The following is a 15,401-nucleotide window of genomic DNA, read 5'->3' as shown; positions in this document are numbered from 1 at the left end:
CCGACCTACCGCGGCACGACCACCACCGGGCTGCGCGCCCGGCGGACGAGCCGCGACGACACCCCACCGAGCAGCACCCGCCGTAGCGGCCCGTACCCCCGCGAGCCGCAGTAGAGCAGGTCGATCTCGGTGGCATCGAGCTCCGCGAGGACCTCGACGACATCCCCGGTCCGCAGGTGACCGCTGGCGGGCAGGCCGGCGGGCAATCGGGCCGTGGCCGCGTCGAGGGCCGACCGGTAGGTATCGCGGGCCGCCGTGAGGAACGCCCGCTCGGCGTCCCGGCCGACGCCGAACGGCAGCACCTCGGCCTCGGCGGCGACGACCGTGTACAGCCGCAGTCCCGCGCGCGCGGCTGCGGTGTTCGCGGTTTCGGCGAACGTCGCGGCCGCGGTCAGGGCCGCGATCGCCTCCGGTTCCTCGATGTAGGCGACCCCGATCCGCGACAGGCCGGTGATCGGCCGGTCGCGCATCCCGACCGGCGCCACCGCGACCGGGCACGCGCTACCGGAGAGCAGGCGCTCCGCGGTGCTGCCCGCGAACAGCCGCTCCTCGGGCCCCTGCCGGTGCGATCCGACCACGATCAGCGCCGCGCCCGACTCCTCGGCGAGGTCGTGCAACCCGTGCGCGGCCGACGACGACGCCACCACCCGGTAGTCGGCGTCCTCGCCGATCAGTTCGCGCGCCCGGCCGAGCACCTCGGTGGCCGCCCGGTGCCGGTCGGCGATCCACTCGGCGTCGACCCGGCCCGGGCTGATCGCGGCCGGTGCCGGGTGCACGGTGGCCACGATGAGGTGCGCGCCGCTCGTGCGGCAGTACGCCTGCGCGAGCGTCACCGCGTCGACGCCCGCCGGGCTCGCGTCGAATCCGACGACGACCGGGCCGACCGTCGCGGCTGTCATGACGCCGGATCCGCGTCCGCGTCGGGCGCGGGCCGCGCATGTTCCTTGCGGAGTCGCGAGTTGCGGTACCCGTAGAGGACGTAGATGAGCAGGCCCAGGATCAGCCACACCACGAACCGGATCCAGGTGCTGAGCGGCAGGTCGGTCATCAGGTAGATGGCGAACGCGATGCCGAGCAGCGGCAGCACCGGCGACCACGGCACCCGGTACGGCCGGGGCATGTCGGGACGGGTGCGGCGCAGGATGATCACGCCGATGTTCACGAGGACGAACGCGAACAGCGTGCCGATGTTGACCAGTTGCACGATCTCGCTCAGCGGAACCAGCGCCGCCAGCACCGCGATCAGGCCACCGAGGCCGATCGTGAGCAGTGCGGGCGTCCCGAATCGCGGGTGCACCTTGGCCAGCTTCTCCGGCATCAGGCCGTCGCGGCACATCGCGAAGAAGATGCGCGTCTGGCCGTACATGATCACGAGGATGACGCTCGTGATCGCGACCAGCGCGCCGAACGCCAGCACCCACGCCGCCCAGCTGATGCCCGCGCCGTCGTTGAGCGCGGTGGCCAGCGGCGCCTCGCTCTCCTTGAGCTGTGCGGGCGTGGCGATCCCGATCGCGCCGACGGCGGTGAGCACGTAGAAGACCGTGCAGATGATCAGCGAGCCGATGATCGCGAGCGGCAGGTCGCGCTGCGGCTTCATCGCCTCCTCGCTGCCGGTGGAGACCGCGTCGAACCCGATGTAGGCGAAGAAGATGATCGCCGCCGCGGTGGTGACGCTGCCCGTCCCCTCGGAGAAGAACGGCGTGAAATTCTTCGTGCTGAACGACGTCAGCGCGATCACGATGAAGAACACCAGCGCCAGCAGCTTGATCCCGACCATGACCAGGTTGGCCCGGGCGCTCTCCCGCACGCCCCGCACCAGCAGCGCCGTGATCGCCAGCACCACCAGCACCGCGGGCAGGTTGAACACCCCGCCTTCCTCAGGCGGTTGGGAGATCGCGTCGGGCAGTTTGACGCCGAACGCCGCGTCGAGGAACACGTTGAAGTTCCCGCCCCAGCCGACCGCGACCGCGGCTACCGAGACGCCGTACTCGAGGATGAGGTCCCAGCCGATGATCCAGGCGACGATCTCGCCCAGCGTGGCGTACGCGTAGGTGTAGGCGCTGCCCGACACCGGGATCGACGACGCCAGTTCGGCGTACGAAAGGGCCGAGAACACGCAGGCCACCGCCGCCAGCACGAACGCCAGGATCACCGCCGGCCCGGCGATTCCCGCACCCTCACCGATCACCACGAAGATGCCGGTGCCGATGATCGCGCCGACGCCCATGGCGGTGAGGTGCAACGCGCTGACCGAGCGTTTCAGCTCGTGCCCCACCTCGCGCGTCTCGGTGAGAAGGGACGACACATCCCGGACAGCGAAGATCCCGGGCTTCTTGACGTTCGGAGTGGTCACGGGGCATCACCTGCCGTTCACGTCACGTCACGTTCATCGAGACTAGGAGATCCCTCGATGACGCGCCAGATGACGCGGAGCCGCGGTTCAGCCGGTGAACGAGAAGGCCCACCGGAACGGGCCGTAGTCGGTGGTGCTGATGCCGTACTGCTCCGTACCCTGGTAGGAGTCGACACCGGCCTGCATCTGGAGTTTCACCCAGCCACCGTCGGCCAGGCTGATCCACCCCGCATGCACGGCCGCCGTGCACACCGACGAGTCCGACGTGAACGGCTCCGACCCCCACACCGTGTTCGGCGACCCGCCGGCCGGACACTTGTAGGCGACTGTCTTGCCGATATCGTCGTTGTGCTCCTCGGCGGTGGTGCTCCAGTCCGCGTCGTCGTGGTAGAAATCGGCCGATGCCGGCCGCTCGGCCCCGCCGCCACTGTTGGTGCCGCCGCTGTCGGAGCCGCTGTCGGAGCCGCTGCCGCTGTCGGTGGTTTCGCCACCGCCGGTGTCGCCGCCGTTCTGCGCCGTCTTCTTGCCGTCATCGTTGGTGAGCTGGGCGATCGCGTACCCGCCGATGCCGAGCACCAGCGCCGCCACGACCGCGACGGCCACGAGAATCCCGACCTTCGGCGAACGCCCCGCCGGCCGACCGCCGCCCGCGCCAGGATGCCCCGCGCCCGAATGCCCCGCGCCAGGATGGCCGGCGGGCACGGAGGCACGGCCGGGCGCCGGTCCCCCGCCGTACACCGCCCCGGGCGGACCGGACGCAAAACCGGCCGGACCGGACCCGGGGCCCGGCGGACCGGACGCCGGCGGACCGGACCCAAAGCCGGGCGGACCGGAAGCCGGACCGGACGCAAAGCCGGCCTGACCGGACGCCGGCGGACCGGACGCCGGCGCGGGCGGACCGGACGCAAGACCGGGCGGACCGGACGCGGGCGGACCGGATACCGCCCCGGGCGGCGCCGACACCGATGCCGCGCCGTAGACCGATCCGGGCGGAGCCGAGACCTGGCCGGCCGGGCCGAAAGCGGGCGGGTAGGGGCCGGCGGCGGGAACGCCGGACACCGGCATCGAGGCGGAGGCCGTCCCCGACACCGGCGACGCGGGGTTGGTGAAACCGCCCGACACCGGCGACGCGGGGTTGGCGAATCCGCCCGACACCGGCGACGCGGGGTTGGCGAAGCCACCCGACACCGGCGACGCGGGGTTGGCGAATCCCCCCGAGACGGGTGCCGCGGACACGGGTGCCGGGAACCCGCCGGAGACGGGCGCCGACGCCGGGCCGCCGGACGGTGGTGGGGTGGCGGCCGCCGCGCCAAGGCTGCCCTGGGCGACCACCAGTTCCGGCTGCTCCACCACCGTGGGCGCCACGCCGAACGCCTGGTGGAGCAGCGTCGCCACCAGGGGGATCCGGCTGCCGCCGCCGACCAGGAACACGCCGCCGAGGCCACCGGCGGGAAGGCCGGCCGCCGCGATCGCGGCCCTCGTGGCGGTGACGGTCGCGTCGAGGATGGGGCGGGCCAGTTGCTCGAACTGGTCGCGGCCCAGTGGGGCGTCCTCGTCGGCCATGGGGATGTGGATCATGGTGGACGCGGACCGCGACAGCATCTCCTTCGCCGACCGTACGTCCTCCCACAGCAGGCGGTTGGCCCGCCGCTCGGCGCTGGTGGTGGGGCGCAGCAGGCGGGCCCACAGGTTCGGGTCGCGGGTCGAGTACACGGCGCCCAGGTAGCCGACGATCGCCGCGTCGATGTCCAGGCCGCCGCTCTGGGGCAGGCCCTCGGTGGCCAGGACGTCGAAGCCGCCGTTCGGCGTCCGCCGCACCACCGTGGCGTCGAACGTGCCGGCGCCCAGGTCGTAGACCACGAAGGCGCCGGCGGAAAGGGAGTTGAGGCCCACGAATACGCTCGCCGCCGCCACCGGTTCGGGCACCAGCGTCACCGGGCCCAGTCCTGCCCGCTCGGCGGCCGCGACCAGGATGCCGCGCCGCGTCTGCGCCCACGCCGCCGGGAACGTGATCGTGGCGGCGACCGGGCCGCCGCCGACCGAGCCGCCGGCCACCCGCCGCGCCTCGGTCGTGACCCGGCCGAGCACGGCGGCGATCAGGTCGACGGTGCTGACCTCGACGTCGCCGAGCAGCACGGCGGGCTCGTCGATGCGCCGCTTCGGGTTCGGCTCGTAGCGCTCCGGGCTCACCCGGGCGGCGTGCGCGGCGTCGCGGCCGATCAGGAGGCCCGAACTCGCGTCGGCGTAGACGGCCGAGGGCAGCGCCGGCGAACCGTCGAAGAGCAGGGGACGCACCTGACCGTCGGGCCAGGCCAGCATCGCGACCGTGTTCGAGGTTCCGAAGTCGATCCCGAGGCGGTAACCAGGCGCGTTCACAGCGCCAGGATACGGATCACAAGGTCACGTCCGATCGGCCGACCCGGTAAGGAGAGGAGGTTGACCGGCCCAAAAGGAACGGCTCGATGGACAAGATCAACAAAGCCAGAAGAGCGATGAGACCGCCGGCGAGGGCCACGCTCCTTACGCCGGACGTCGCCACGAGCGCGCCGCCGATGAACGATCCGGCCGCGATGCCGACGTTGAACCCGCTCGACAGCACCGCGCCGGCGACGTCGGTGCCGCCCGGTGCGACCTGCATGATCCGGTGCGCCACCGCCGGCGCGAACGCGCTCAGGCCCGCACCGCCCAGCGCGGCGAACCCCACCGCCGCCCACCGGGACTGCCCGGCCAGCGCCAGGCCGAGCAGCGCGACCGCGATCACCGCCGCCGCCAGCACGGGCGTCAGTTGCGGCTTCCGGTCGATGAACGCGCTCACGGCGAACACGCCCAACAGCCCGGCCGACCCGGACGCGAACAGCAGCGGCCCGAGCGCCGCCGACGACCACCCGCTCACGTCGAGCATGAACGCGGTGATGTAGGTGAACGTCGTGAAGTACGCGGTGACGACCACCGCGGTGGCACCGACCACCAACCAGAACCGCCGCCGGTCGGGATCGGCGCCGCGGGCCGCGTCGGCCGACAGCCCCGCGTCACCCGGCACCAGCGCGATCACCACGAGGCAGGTGATCACCGCGACCGCCGTCATCGCCCAGAACGCGGCCCGCCAGTTGGTCTGCTGGCCCAGCCAGGTGCCGGCCGGAACGCCGAGCACCGGACCGAGGGTGCCGCCGGCGCTCAGCACCGCCAGCGCCCGGCCGCGCACCTCCCGCGGGAACATCGCCGCCGCGGTCGGGTTCACCACCGACCAGAACAGCCCCTGGCACAGCGCGGTCACCAGGCGGGTGCCGAACAGCGTCCCGTAGTTCGGTGCCACGGCCGACACCAGCGTCGCGGCGCTGAACAGCGCCAGCAGGCCGGCGAGCAGTCCCCGTCGCGACACGCCGCGGGTCATCCGGGTCAGCGGCACCGAGGCGACCACCACGACGGCTGCGTACCCGGTGACCAGGAAGCCGATCGACGACAGCGACCGGTCGAGGTCGTCGGCCATCAGCGTGAGCAGGCCGATCGGCAGGTTCTCGGTGGTGACGAACGCGAACGAGCCCAGGGTCAGCGCCAGCAGCGCGGCCACCGCCCGGCCGCGCGACGGGGCGGTCACGCTTCGAGCAGAAGTTTGCGCAACCGGGACAGGTCGTCGGCGTCGAGGCCGTGCGCCTCGGCCCAGCCCGCCCAGCCGCCCCAGCGCTCGCGCACCGCCTCGATGGTCGACTCCATCGCGCGTTCCCGCTCGATCCACGACTCCTCGACGAACCGCTCCGCCGGGTACCCGCGGGCCAGGAACAGGTCCTTCCAGCGGGCGTTCATCGCCGGGAAGGCCTCCTGGGTGAGGTCGTAGTCGGCGACGATGTCGCCGTCGGGGACGCCGAGCAGGCCCAGGATCAGCGCGGCCACCACGCCGGTGCGGTCGCAGCCCGCCTCGCAGTGCACCACGGCCGGCAGCGCACCCGGTTCGAGGAGGGCCCGCAGCAGGCCGGCCACCTCGGGGCCGCGCCGGGTGAGCATCTCCACGTAGAACGTCGCGATGTTGTCGAGGCCGCGGGTGACGTCGGTGATCGGCACCGACACGTACCGCACGGGCTGGTGCTCCAGCGGGCCGCGGCCGTTGCGGGTCACCTCCTTCGCGCCGCGGAGATCGACGACCGTGGCCAGGCCGAAATCGTCGACCAGGCGGGACGTGTCGGCGGCGGACAGGTAGGCCACGGATTCGCTGCGGAAGAGCAGGCCGGGGCGGATCCGCTCGCCGTCGGCCGTCACCCGCCCACCGAGGTCACGGAAGTTCAGCAGGTTCTCGAACACATTTTCAGCCACAGCGTCAGAACAGACCCTTTATCCAGGTGAACAGATCGACCACCCATGGAGTCTGGTTCAGATACGCGACGCCCGCGATGGCGAGGAACACACCGGCCGCGGCGTGCGCACCGCGAGCCGTGCGTCGCACGCGGCCCATCCGCTGCACCAGCACCAGCCGGCCGATCAGCCGCGACAGCCCGAACACGCCCGCCGCCACCACCAGCACCACGATGAACGCGATCAACTGGCTCACCAGGTCGCCGCCGCTCGACGCCGCCCAGATGCCCCAGCACACGAACGCGAACGCCCCGCCGACGCCGGAGTACTCCCAGCCGAGCTTCAGCGTGCGCGGGTCTTCGCCGACGCGCTCCCACGGCGACGGCGGAGGCGGCTCGGGTGGACGCGTCGGATCGACCGGGATCACCCCGGTGTCGGCGCGCGGTGGGCGCGGCGGCGGCACCGAGGCCCGGCCGCGGATCGGCGTCGTGCTGTTCGGATGGGCGCCGTTGGGGGAGCTGCTCTCCGAGCGCTGGAGGTTCACCGGAGCGGGCTCATCGCGTCTCAGATTCTCCACCCGCGTGGCCGACAGCGCCGCCGTGGCCGTGACCCGCGCGGACGCCGCGGCGCCTTCGCGCCGCGGCGAGGTCTGGGCCTCGCCGGGCTGATGCCAATCGACACCCGTATCGGAGACGCCGTAAGCGCGCACCAGGTCGGCCAACTTCTCGGTCCACGTGATGAGCTCGCGGGTGTCGGGCCGCTCGCCCGGCCGGTCGGCCACCGGTGCGTGCAGGTGGTCGCGCAGGCGGGTGGTCTTCTCCAGCATCGGGTGCCGCCGCAGCGTCGACCACGGCGGCGCCGACGACTCGCCGTACGGGCCGGGTGCCGACTCGACCCGCGGGTAGGCGCCGGTGACCAGGAAGTACGCGACCGCGCCGAACCCGTGCACGTCGTAGGCGGGGCTCACCGCGCGGGCACCGCCGAACGCCTCCGGCCCGCCCGCCTCCGGCGTGTACGAGACCTGGGTGATCTCCGACTCGCGCCAGTAGCGGGCGCCGGTGAAGTCGATGACCCGCACCTCGCCGCTGCTCTGCAGCACCATGACGTTGGACGGCTTGATGTCCATGTGCAGCACGGGGGTGGCGCCGCCGAGCTGCGGGAAGTGCAGTTCACGCAGCACGCCGGCCAGCGTGCGCAGCACGGTGAGCGCGTTGACCCGCGGCCCCGACCACTGGCCCTTCGCCGCCACGTACTCGCGCAGGTTGAGCCCGTGCAGGTACTCGTAGACCTGGTACGGCACCGCGTCGCCGTGCGGGCGCTCGCCCGGCCGGTGCGGCGGCGGGCCGTAGAACCCGTCGGATCGCCTACAGATGCCGGTGACGCCGCGGTTGTTCAGGTCCATGAGGACGGCGTCGCCCTTGTCCCACGACCGCAGCTCGTCGGCGAGGGGCCTGCGGGGGTCGACGCGGAAGACCTTGACGGTCATCGGCGCGCTGCTGACACCGCCGGTGACGCGCACCGCCCGGTACACCTCGGCCTGGCCACCCGACCCGATGTGGGCGACCAGGCGGTAGCGCTGGTGCGTTTCCGGCAGAGGGCTGGCCGGTCCGCACACGAGGTCCATCGCACCAGCCTATCCACTGGTGGAAACCGGGTCGCGGCAGACGCACATGGCGCGTAGACAGGCAGGGTGACGACGCCGCTGCTCCGCACCGCTCTTCCCGACGAGTTCGAGGCCGTCCACCGGGTGGTCTCCCGCGCCTTCGGCGAGCCGTACGAGCCCGACGACGGGGTCAACGCGGCCCTGTTCGAGGCCGACCGCAGCCTCGTGGTCGCCGACGGTGACCAGCTCGTCGCGCACACCGGCTCCTTCGGGCGCGTGCTCACGGTGCCCGGTGCGCTCGTGCCGGCCGCGCACGTCACGGCCGTCGGGGTGCACCCGACCCACCGCCGGCGCGGGTACCTCACCCGGATGATGCACCAGCAGCTGCGCGACATCAGCGAGCCGATCGCCCTGCTGTGGGCCAGCGAGGGGACGATCTACCAGCGCTTCGGCTACGGCCACGCGGCGCAGCGGCTGATGTTCAGCGCCGACCGCCGCGAGCTCGCGTTGCTGCCCCGGTTCGCCGTGGCCGGCGGGCGGCTCCGGGAGGCCTCCCTGGAGGACGCCCGCAAGGACCTGATGGCGTTGTACGAGCACGTCCGGCCCGAGCGGGTCGGCTGGTCCGACCGGTCCGAGGCCTGGTGGAACTACGTTCTGCGCGACAAACCGGAGCACCGCGACGGCGCGACGGCCCGCCACGCCCTGCTGTACGAGGGCCCGTCCGGGCTGGAGGGCTACGCGATCTGGCGGTCCAAGGAGGAGTGGGACAACGGCCCGCAGGGCGAGGTCAACGTGCGGGAACTGGTGGCGGTGACGCCGGAGGCGTACACCGAGCTGTGGCGGTTCCTGTTCTCCGTCGACCTGACCCGCACGGTCGTCTACTGGTGCGCGGCGATGGACGAGCCACTGCTGCACATGGTCACCGAGCCCCGCCGGTTGGGCGCCCGGGTGGCCGACAGCCTGTGGGTCCGGATCGCCGACGTCCCCGCCGCCCTGGCCGCCCGCCGGTACGCGACGCCGCTGAACGTGGTGCTCCAGGTCGACGACCCGCTGCTGACCGCGAACGCCGGCCGCTGGCGCCTGACCGCCGACGGCGACTCCGTCACGTGCGTACCGACCGGCGATCCCGCCGACCTGGCCTGCGACGTGGCCGACCTGGGTGCCGCGTACCTGGGCGGAACGGCGTTGACGGCGCTGGCCGCCGCCGGCCGGGTGCGCGAGCTGGTGCCGGGCACGCTGGTGCCGGCGAGCATCGCGTTCCTCGCGCCGCGGTCCCCGTCGGCGACAGAGGTCTTCTGACGTCGCTCTGCTCGGATAGGGTGCCGGCATGGGTGGGGAACGCCGCCGGAGGCGGCTCCGGCGCACAGGCCGAACCCCGTTCGACGCCGTCCAGGCGCGGGTGCCCGAGGCCGACCCGGAGCTTCCGGAGGCCGAGCACGACACCACCCCGCCCGTTCCGGATGCCGCCGCCGTTCCTGATGCCGCCGACGACACTCGGGAGCTCCCGGTCGCCGAGGACCGCTCAGCCGATGTGGACCGGCGTCCGCGGCCGCCCCGTCCGAACGGCAACTCCGGCCGAGGTCCGCGCCCCGGCCCACCGCAGCACCGGCCGAGCCCCGCCGACCTGGCCGACCTCAGCGGCCCGTTCGCCCTGACGGCCGGCGTTCAGGACCCCGATCCCCCGCCGGCCGCACCGGCCGACCACCACCACGACCACCGCTTCGACGACCCGGCCGGCGAACGCGGCCTCCGCGGGCTGGTCGGCGGCGGATCGTCACAGGTCAACGTGGTGGCCGCGATGCGCGCCCGGGACGCCTCCCGCCCGACGGACGACGACCTTGCCACGGCCGAGGCCGAACTGCCGATCGTCCGCCGGGGCTGGGTTCCGAGGGAGGACCTCCCCCGGACCCACTGAGCGTTACGCGGGGAGGTCGGGCAGCTTGTGGGTCTGCTCGTACTCGGCGACCTGGGCGATGCGCCGCGCGTGGCGGACGTTGCCCGAGAACGGCGTCGCCAGGAACGAGACGACGATTTTCGCCGCGTCGTCGAGGGGGTGCTGGCGAGCGCCGATTCCCACCACGTTCGCGTCGTTGTGTTCGCGGCAGAGGCGGGCGGTCTCCGGGTTCCAGGCGAGCGCGGCGCGCACCCCGGCGATCTTGTTCGCGGCGATCTGCTCGCCGTTGCCGGAGCCGCCGATCACGACGCCCAGGCTGCCCGGGTCGGCCACCACCCGGGTGCCGACGTGGAAGCAGAACACCGGGTAGTCGTCGTCGGGGTCGAAGGCGTGCGGACCGACGTCGACCACCTCGAACCCCTGCGTGGGCAGGTAGCTGGCCAGATGCACCTTCAGCTCGTAGCCGGCGTGATCGGAACCCAGGTAGACGCGCATAGGAGGCAGTCTGTCAGGACTCGACCGCCGCCACGACCAGACCCGCCCGAGCCTTCGGCGTGAACCAGGTGCTCTTGCGCGGCATCTTGTCGCGGGCCAGGTTGACGGCCACGAACTCGTCGACGCCGACCGGCGCGATCAGCACCGCGAGGTCGGCCCGCTCGGCGTCGACCTCGGCGCGGAGCCACGCCGACGGGTAGTCGCCGCCGACGTACGTGATGCGCTTGTCACCGGGTTCGAGGCCGAGCGTCTCGCCGAACAGGATCCGCTCCACAAGCGTGTGGTCGAGGTTCGCCACCACCGGCACGGTCGGGTCGCGCGGCAGCGACACGGCCCACGTCCCCTCGCGGGTGTACAGGTGGACGGTGCCGCTGGCCACGGTGTCGTCCGGGCCGACCCGCACCGCGCCGGGCAGCGCAGCGACCAGCGACGGCACGTCGACGTCGATCACCAGGCGGTTGTACGGCTGGATAGCCACCGACTCGGGCGTCGTCACCACGGCGAGGAACCGCTTCAAATGAGCCTCCTGCGAGGCCAGGCTGCGGTGGTTGCCGTCGGCGACGACGAGTTCGCCGCTGCCGGCCAGCGTGAGAAGTTCGTCCCGGACCGCACCGGGCCCGAGCCCCCAGATCTCGTGGGTGCGCCCGGCCTGGTCGCGGTCGGTCACCGCCGGTGCGCCGGCGGCCGCCGTCGCGCGCGCGAGCGCCTCGTGCAGGTCCGGGCCGTGCGTGGTCTGAAGCAAGAGGACGGGCGACAGCATGGCGCCCAGCGCCGTCACCAGCGCCACCCGCTCGTGCACCTTCTCGATGAAGACGTCTTCGTTGCGGATGACCAGGCCCGGCTCGTCGGCGCTGGTGGAGATCTGGTCGGTGTCGATCAGGCACCACAGGCCGTAGCCGGCGGCGGTGCCGTCGGGCGAACTGACCCGGTACAGGGCCACCACGTCGTCGGCCGGTGCGTACCGGCCGTGCCGGGTGGCGTCCTGGAACCGGGCGACCGCCTCGGGCAGGCAGTCCCGGAACGCCCGGCCGGTACTGCCGGGCACCCGGTGCGGCATCTCCACCGCCAGCGCACTCGCCGGGTTGGCGGCGATGATCTCCGTTATCTCGGCGTCGGACGCGAACTCGTCGTAGTTCTGGGCTCCGGTACCACCGGTGGAGAACCATCCGTGAGCGATGGGATGCGCAACCGTCATGCGCGGGACGTTACCCAGCGCGTCAGCGTGACTCCGCACACACCACCAAAGGTGTGGCGACCAGCGCGATGACGTCGTCGGGAAGCTCCGTCCACGCGTGCGTCTCGACGGCCCACAGGGCGGCCGGAGCACTCTCGACGACGTCGTCCTCATGCGGCAGGACGGGAACAGTGATCGTGGACACTTCGCCTCCTCGGGAAACTTCTACCCTGAGTTACGAAGATTGCCGCCTGATCGTTCGCACAACGGGTGCGACTCAGCTGAAGTCCGGTTGCGCGTCCCGCGTCCGCTTGATCTCGTAGAAGCCCGGCGTGCCCGCGACCAGCAGGCATCCGTCCCACAGCCGCCCGGCGGCCTCGCCCTTCGGCGCGGGGGTGACCACCGGCCCGAAGAACGCGATGTTCTCGCCGTTCGAGCCCGGCACGTGGATTGTCGGGGTTCCGACATCGAGGCCGACCGGCTCCATGCCGGCGTTGTGGCTGGCCCGCAGCGCCTCGTCGTACTCGGTGCTGTCGGCCGCCGCGGCCAAGCTTTCGGGCAGGCCCACCGACGTCAAAGCGTCGCGCAGGGTGGCGTCGTCGAGGTCCTGCTTCTCGATGTGCCGGCGGGTGCCGAGCGCGGTGTAGAGGTCGCGCAGCACCTCGGCGCCGTGCGCCTGCTCGGCCGCGATGCACACCCGTACCGGACCCCACCCGTTGGCGTTGAACTTCCGGTAGTTCTCCGGGATGTCGTCGCGGTTCTCGTTGAGCACCGAGAGGCTCATCACGTGGAAGCGGACGGTGACGTCGCGCACCTTCTCGACTTCGAGGAGCCACCGGGACGTGATCCACGCCCAGGGGCACCGCGGGTCGAACCACATGTCTGCAAAGGTCATGGAGTAATCAGTACCGGCTCAGCGGTTCCACGACCAACGTGGAACACTTGCTTCGTAAACCTGGGCGACGACGCCCAGGTGATCAAGTGTGTGGGGAGAACCAGGTGGCGGGAGTTCGCAACCTCAAGCAGGCGGAGGCGGCCGAACGGGCCCGTCTGCTCGACGTTTCGCACTATGACATCAATCTCGATCTGACCGACGGCGCCGGCTACCCCGGCGACCGCGTGTTCCGGTCGACCACCGAGGTGCGGTTCACCTGCAGCGAACCCGGTGTCACGACGTTCATCGAGGTGGCCGCCGAATCGATCCGGTCGGCGACGCTGAACGGCGACGCCGTCGACACGTCGTCCTGGAGCGCCGAGGGCGGGCTGGACCTGCCCGCGCTGGCTGCCGAGAACGTGCTCGTGGTCGACGCCGACTTCCTGTACTCCAGCACCGGCCAGGGTCTGCACCGCTCGCTCGACCCGGTCGACAAGGAGGTCTACCTCTACAGCCAGTTCGAGACGGCCGACGCGCAGCGCGTCTACGCCTGCTTCGACCAGCCCGATCTGAAGGCCGAGTTCACCTGGCGGGCCGTCGTTCCGAAGCACTGGAACGTGATCTCCAACATGACCGTGGCGTCGGCCGATACCGACGACACCGCCAAAACGGTCGTCTTCGAGCGTTCGGTGACGATGAGCACGTACGTCACCGCGCTGTGCGCCGGGCCGTACCACGAGGTCCGCGAGACGCACGACGGCATCGACCTCGGCGTCTTCTGCCGCCGCTCGATGGCCCGCTACCTCGACGCCGACGACATCTTCCTGGTCACCCGGCAGGGCTTCGACTTCTTCCACGAGCACTTCGGCATCCGGTACCCGCTGTCGAAGTACGACCAGGTGTACTCGCCCGAGTTCAACGCCGGCGCGATGGAGAACTTCGGCTGCATCGTGCACGCCGAGCAGTACTACATCTTCCGCTCGCCGGTCACCGACTTCGAGTACGAGCAGCGGGCCAACACGATCCTGCACGAGATGGCCCACATGTGGTTCGGTGACCTCGTCACCATGCGCTGGTGGGACGACCTGTGGCTGAACGAGTCGTTCGCCGAGTGGGCCAGCCACTGGTGCAACACCGGCGCCACCCGCTTCACCGACGCGTGGACCACGTTCCTGTCGGTGCGCAAGAACTGGGGCTACCGGCAGGACCAGCTGAGCTCCACCCACCCCGTCTACACCGAGACGCCCGACGTGGCCGCCGTCGAGGTCAACTTCGACGGCATCACCTACGCCAAGGGCGCCAGCGTCATCAAGCAGCTCGTCGCGTACGTCGGCATCGACCCGTTCCTCGCCGGGCTGCGGGCGTACTTCGGCAAGCACGCGTGGGGCAACGCGACGTTCGACGACCTGCTCTCCGCCCTGGAGGCGGCCTCCGGCCGCGAGCTGCGCAAGTTCTCCGCCCAGTGGCTGGAGACGGCACAGGTCAACACGCTGCGTCCGGAGATCGCGATCCGCGACGGCCGGTACGGGTCGGTCACCGTATTGCAGGAGGCGCCGGCCGAGTACCCGACGCTGCGCACCCACCGCATCGGCATCGGCCTGTACGACCTCGACGGCGACCGGCTGGTCCGCCGCGAGCGCATCGAGGTCGACATCGAGGGCGGCCGCACCGAGATCGCGCAGCTCGCCGGCCGGCGGGCCGCTGACGTCCTGCTGCTCAACGACGACGACCTCACCTACGCCAAGCTCCGCCTCGACGAGCGCTCGATGGCCACCGTGGTGCGCCACATCGGCGGCTTCGACAACTCGCTGGCCCGCGCCCTGTGCTGGAACGCGGCGTGGGACATGGCGCGCGACGCCGAACTGGCGGCCCGCGACTACGTCACGCTGGCGTGCTCGGGCCTGCCCGCCGAGAAGGACATCAACCTCGTGACGGCGACGCTGCGGCAGGCGCAGGCGGCACTGGTCATGTACGCCGACCCGGAGTGGGCGCCCATCGGCTGGCGGCAGCTCGCCGACGCGGCGGTCACCGCGCTGATGGCGGCCGAGCCGGGCAGCGGGTTCCAGCTCGCCTGGGCGCGCGCGTTCGCGGTCTCCGGCCGCGGCCCGAACGAGCTCGCCACGCTGCGCGGCTGGCTCGACGGCGTCGACGTGCCCGACGGCCTGCGGGTCGAGGCCGACCTGCGCTGGGAGATCCTGCAGTCGCTGGTGGCGCTCGGCGCCGCCGGCCCCGACGAGATCGACGCCGAGCTCGACACCGACCGCACCGCCACCGGCGAGCGGGAAGCGGCGCTGGCCCGATCGTTGACGCCGACGGCCGCGTCGAAGGCGGAGACCTGGCGCCGGCTGGTCAGCGACCACGCCCTGCCGAACTGGCTGCAGCGCTCGATGCTGCAGGGCTTCCAGCACTCCGCGCAGACCGAGCTCACCGCGCCGTACGCGGCCGAGTTCTTCGCGGTGATCGGCGAGGTGTGGGCCAGCCGCGACGGCGACCCGGCCCAGGAGTTCGCGCTGATGGCCTACCCGAGCCAGCAGGTCAACGACGACACGGTCCGCCGCACCGACGCCTGGCTGGCCGACAACCCCGGCGAGCCGGCTCCGCTGCGGCGGCTGATCGCCGAGGGACGCGACGGCATCTCCCGTGCCCTGCGGGCCCGCGCGAAGGACATCGCCGCCGGCCAGTAGCACCGGCTCAGGACGCCGTGGCCCCCGGCGGGGGTCACGG

At 72.1% G+C, this 15,401-nt stretch carries 13 protein-coding genes; 3 read left to right on the top strand and 10 right to left on the bottom strand.

Translation table 11 applies throughout. The features are described 5' to 3' along the window. Positions 1-5: 5 nt before the first annotated feature. From Vau01_RS27500 to Vau01_RS27475, 6 genes are all read right to left on the bottom strand, one after another. A complete protein-coding gene (locus tag Vau01_RS27500) occupies positions 6-899 on the bottom strand; it encodes a universal stress protein (RefSeq protein WP_203998067.1) in 894 nt (297 codons plus the stop codon). Next, complete coding sequence (locus tag Vau01_RS27495) at positions 896-2,353, bottom strand: amino acid permease (protein WP_239151883.1); 1,458 nt, start codon at positions 2,351-2,353, stop codon at positions 896-898. The genes Vau01_RS27500 and Vau01_RS27495 overlap by 4 nt, the downstream gene beginning before the upstream one ends. Before the next feature lie 87 nt (positions 2,354-2,440). Then, complete coding sequence (locus Vau01_RS27490; RefSeq protein WP_203998063.1) at positions 2,441-4,729, bottom strand: Hsp70 family protein; 2,289 nt, start codon at positions 4,727-4,729, stop codon at positions 2,441-2,443. Positions 4,730-4,745: 16 nt separating this feature from the next. After that, the gene (locus Vau01_RS27485) at positions 4,746-5,948 is read right to left on the bottom strand and encodes an MFS transporter (RefSeq protein WP_203998060.1); all 1,203 of its coding nucleotides are present in this window, start codon (positions 5,946-5,948) and stop codon (positions 4,746-4,748) included. Then, positions 5,945-6,658 (bottom strand): tyrosine-protein phosphatase, encoded by a 714-nt coding sequence (locus tag Vau01_RS27480; RefSeq protein WP_203998057.1) that lies wholly within the window; start codon positions 6,656-6,658, stop codon positions 5,945-5,947. The genes Vau01_RS27485 and Vau01_RS27480 overlap by 4 nt, the downstream gene beginning before the upstream one ends. Before the next feature lie 4 nt (positions 6,659-6,662). Then, positions 6,663-8,261: a serine/threonine protein kinase gene (locus Vau01_RS27475; protein WP_203998054.1), complete on the bottom strand. Its 1,599-nt coding sequence runs from the start codon at positions 8,259-8,261 to the stop codon at positions 6,663-6,665. A 66-nt stretch (positions 8,262-8,327) separates the two neighbouring features. On the opposite strand from Vau01_RS27475, the gene Vau01_RS27470 reads away from it, so the two are divergent. Continuing rightward, entirely contained in the window at positions 8,328-9,539 is a 1,212-nt protein-coding gene (locus tag Vau01_RS27470; RefSeq protein ID WP_203998051.1) for a GNAT family N-acetyltransferase, read from the top strand. A 28-nt stretch (positions 9,540-9,567) separates the two neighbouring features. Next, a complete protein-coding gene (locus tag Vau01_RS65315; RefSeq protein WP_203998340.1) occupies positions 9,568-10,155 on the top strand; it encodes a hypothetical protein in 588 nt (195 codons plus the stop codon). A gap of 3 nt (positions 10,156-10,158) precedes the next feature. On the opposite strand, the gene Vau01_RS27460 is transcribed toward Vau01_RS65315, so the two are convergent. The 4 genes from Vau01_RS27460 to Vau01_RS27445 all read right to left on the bottom strand — a co-directional run bounded on the left by Vau01_RS27460 (position 10,159) and on the right by Vau01_RS27445 (position 12,698). After that, a complete protein-coding gene (locus Vau01_RS27460; RefSeq protein ID WP_203998048.1) occupies positions 10,159-10,629 on the bottom strand; it encodes a ribose-5-phosphate isomerase in 471 nt (156 codons plus the stop codon). Positions 10,630-10,642: 13 nt separating this feature from the next. Continuing rightward, positions 10,643-11,824 (bottom strand): DUF1015 family protein, encoded by a 1,182-nt coding sequence (locus Vau01_RS27455; protein ID WP_203998046.1) that lies wholly within the window; start codon positions 11,822-11,824, stop codon positions 10,643-10,645. Positions 11,825-11,846: 22 nt separating this feature from the next. Further along, positions 11,847-12,008: a hypothetical protein gene (locus Vau01_RS27450; protein ID WP_203998043.1), complete on the bottom strand. Its 162-nt coding sequence runs from the start codon at positions 12,006-12,008 to the stop codon at positions 11,847-11,849. Between the two features lie 72 nt (positions 12,009-12,080). Further along, positions 12,081-12,698, bottom strand: a complete 618-nt coding sequence (locus Vau01_RS27445; protein ID WP_239151882.1) for a mycothiol-dependent nitroreductase Rv2466c family protein — start codon at positions 12,696-12,698, stop codon at positions 12,081-12,083. Between the two features lie 104 nt (positions 12,699-12,802). Here Vau01_RS27445 and pepN point away from each other — a divergent pair, with 104 nt between their 5' ends. Then, a complete protein-coding gene (pepN, locus tag Vau01_RS27440) occupies positions 12,803-15,361 on the top strand; it encodes an aminopeptidase N (protein ID WP_203998040.1) in 2,559 nt (852 codons plus the stop codon). Positions 15,362-15,401: the final 40 nt, after the last annotated feature.

The sequence above is a fragment of the Virgisporangium aurantiacum genome, from assembly GCF_016863635.1.
GTDB lineage: Bacteria > Actinomycetota > Actinomycetes > Mycobacteriales > Micromonosporaceae > Virgisporangium > Virgisporangium aurantiacum.
The sequence above is the reverse complement of the archived record's forward strand: the minus strand, read 5'-3'. Positions and strand labels throughout refer to the sequence as shown.

Coding starts and splice junctions, on each gene's coding strand:
- Vau01_RS27500 (WP_203998067.1), bottom strand. CDS start 899: ATGACAGCCGCGACGGTCGGCCCGGTCGTCGTCGGATTCGACGCGAGC.
- Vau01_RS27455 (WP_203998046.1), bottom strand. CDS start 11,824: ATGACGGTTGCGCATCCCATCGCTCACGGATGGTTCTCCACCGGTGGT.
- Vau01_RS27460 (WP_203998048.1), bottom strand. CDS start 10,629: ATGCGCGTCTACCTGGGTTCCGATCACGCCGGCTACGAGCTGAAGGTG.
- Vau01_RS65315 (WP_203998340.1), top strand. CDS start 9,568: ATGGGTGGGGAACGCCGCCGGAGGCGGCTCCGGCGCACAGGCCGAACC.
- Vau01_RS27475 (WP_203998054.1), bottom strand. CDS start 8,261: ATGGACCTCGTGTGCGGACCGGCCAGCCCTCTGCCGGAAACGCACCAG.
- Vau01_RS27445 (WP_239151882.1), bottom strand. CDS start 12,698: ATGACCTTTGCAGACATGTGGTTCGACCCGCGGTGCCCCTGGGCGTGG.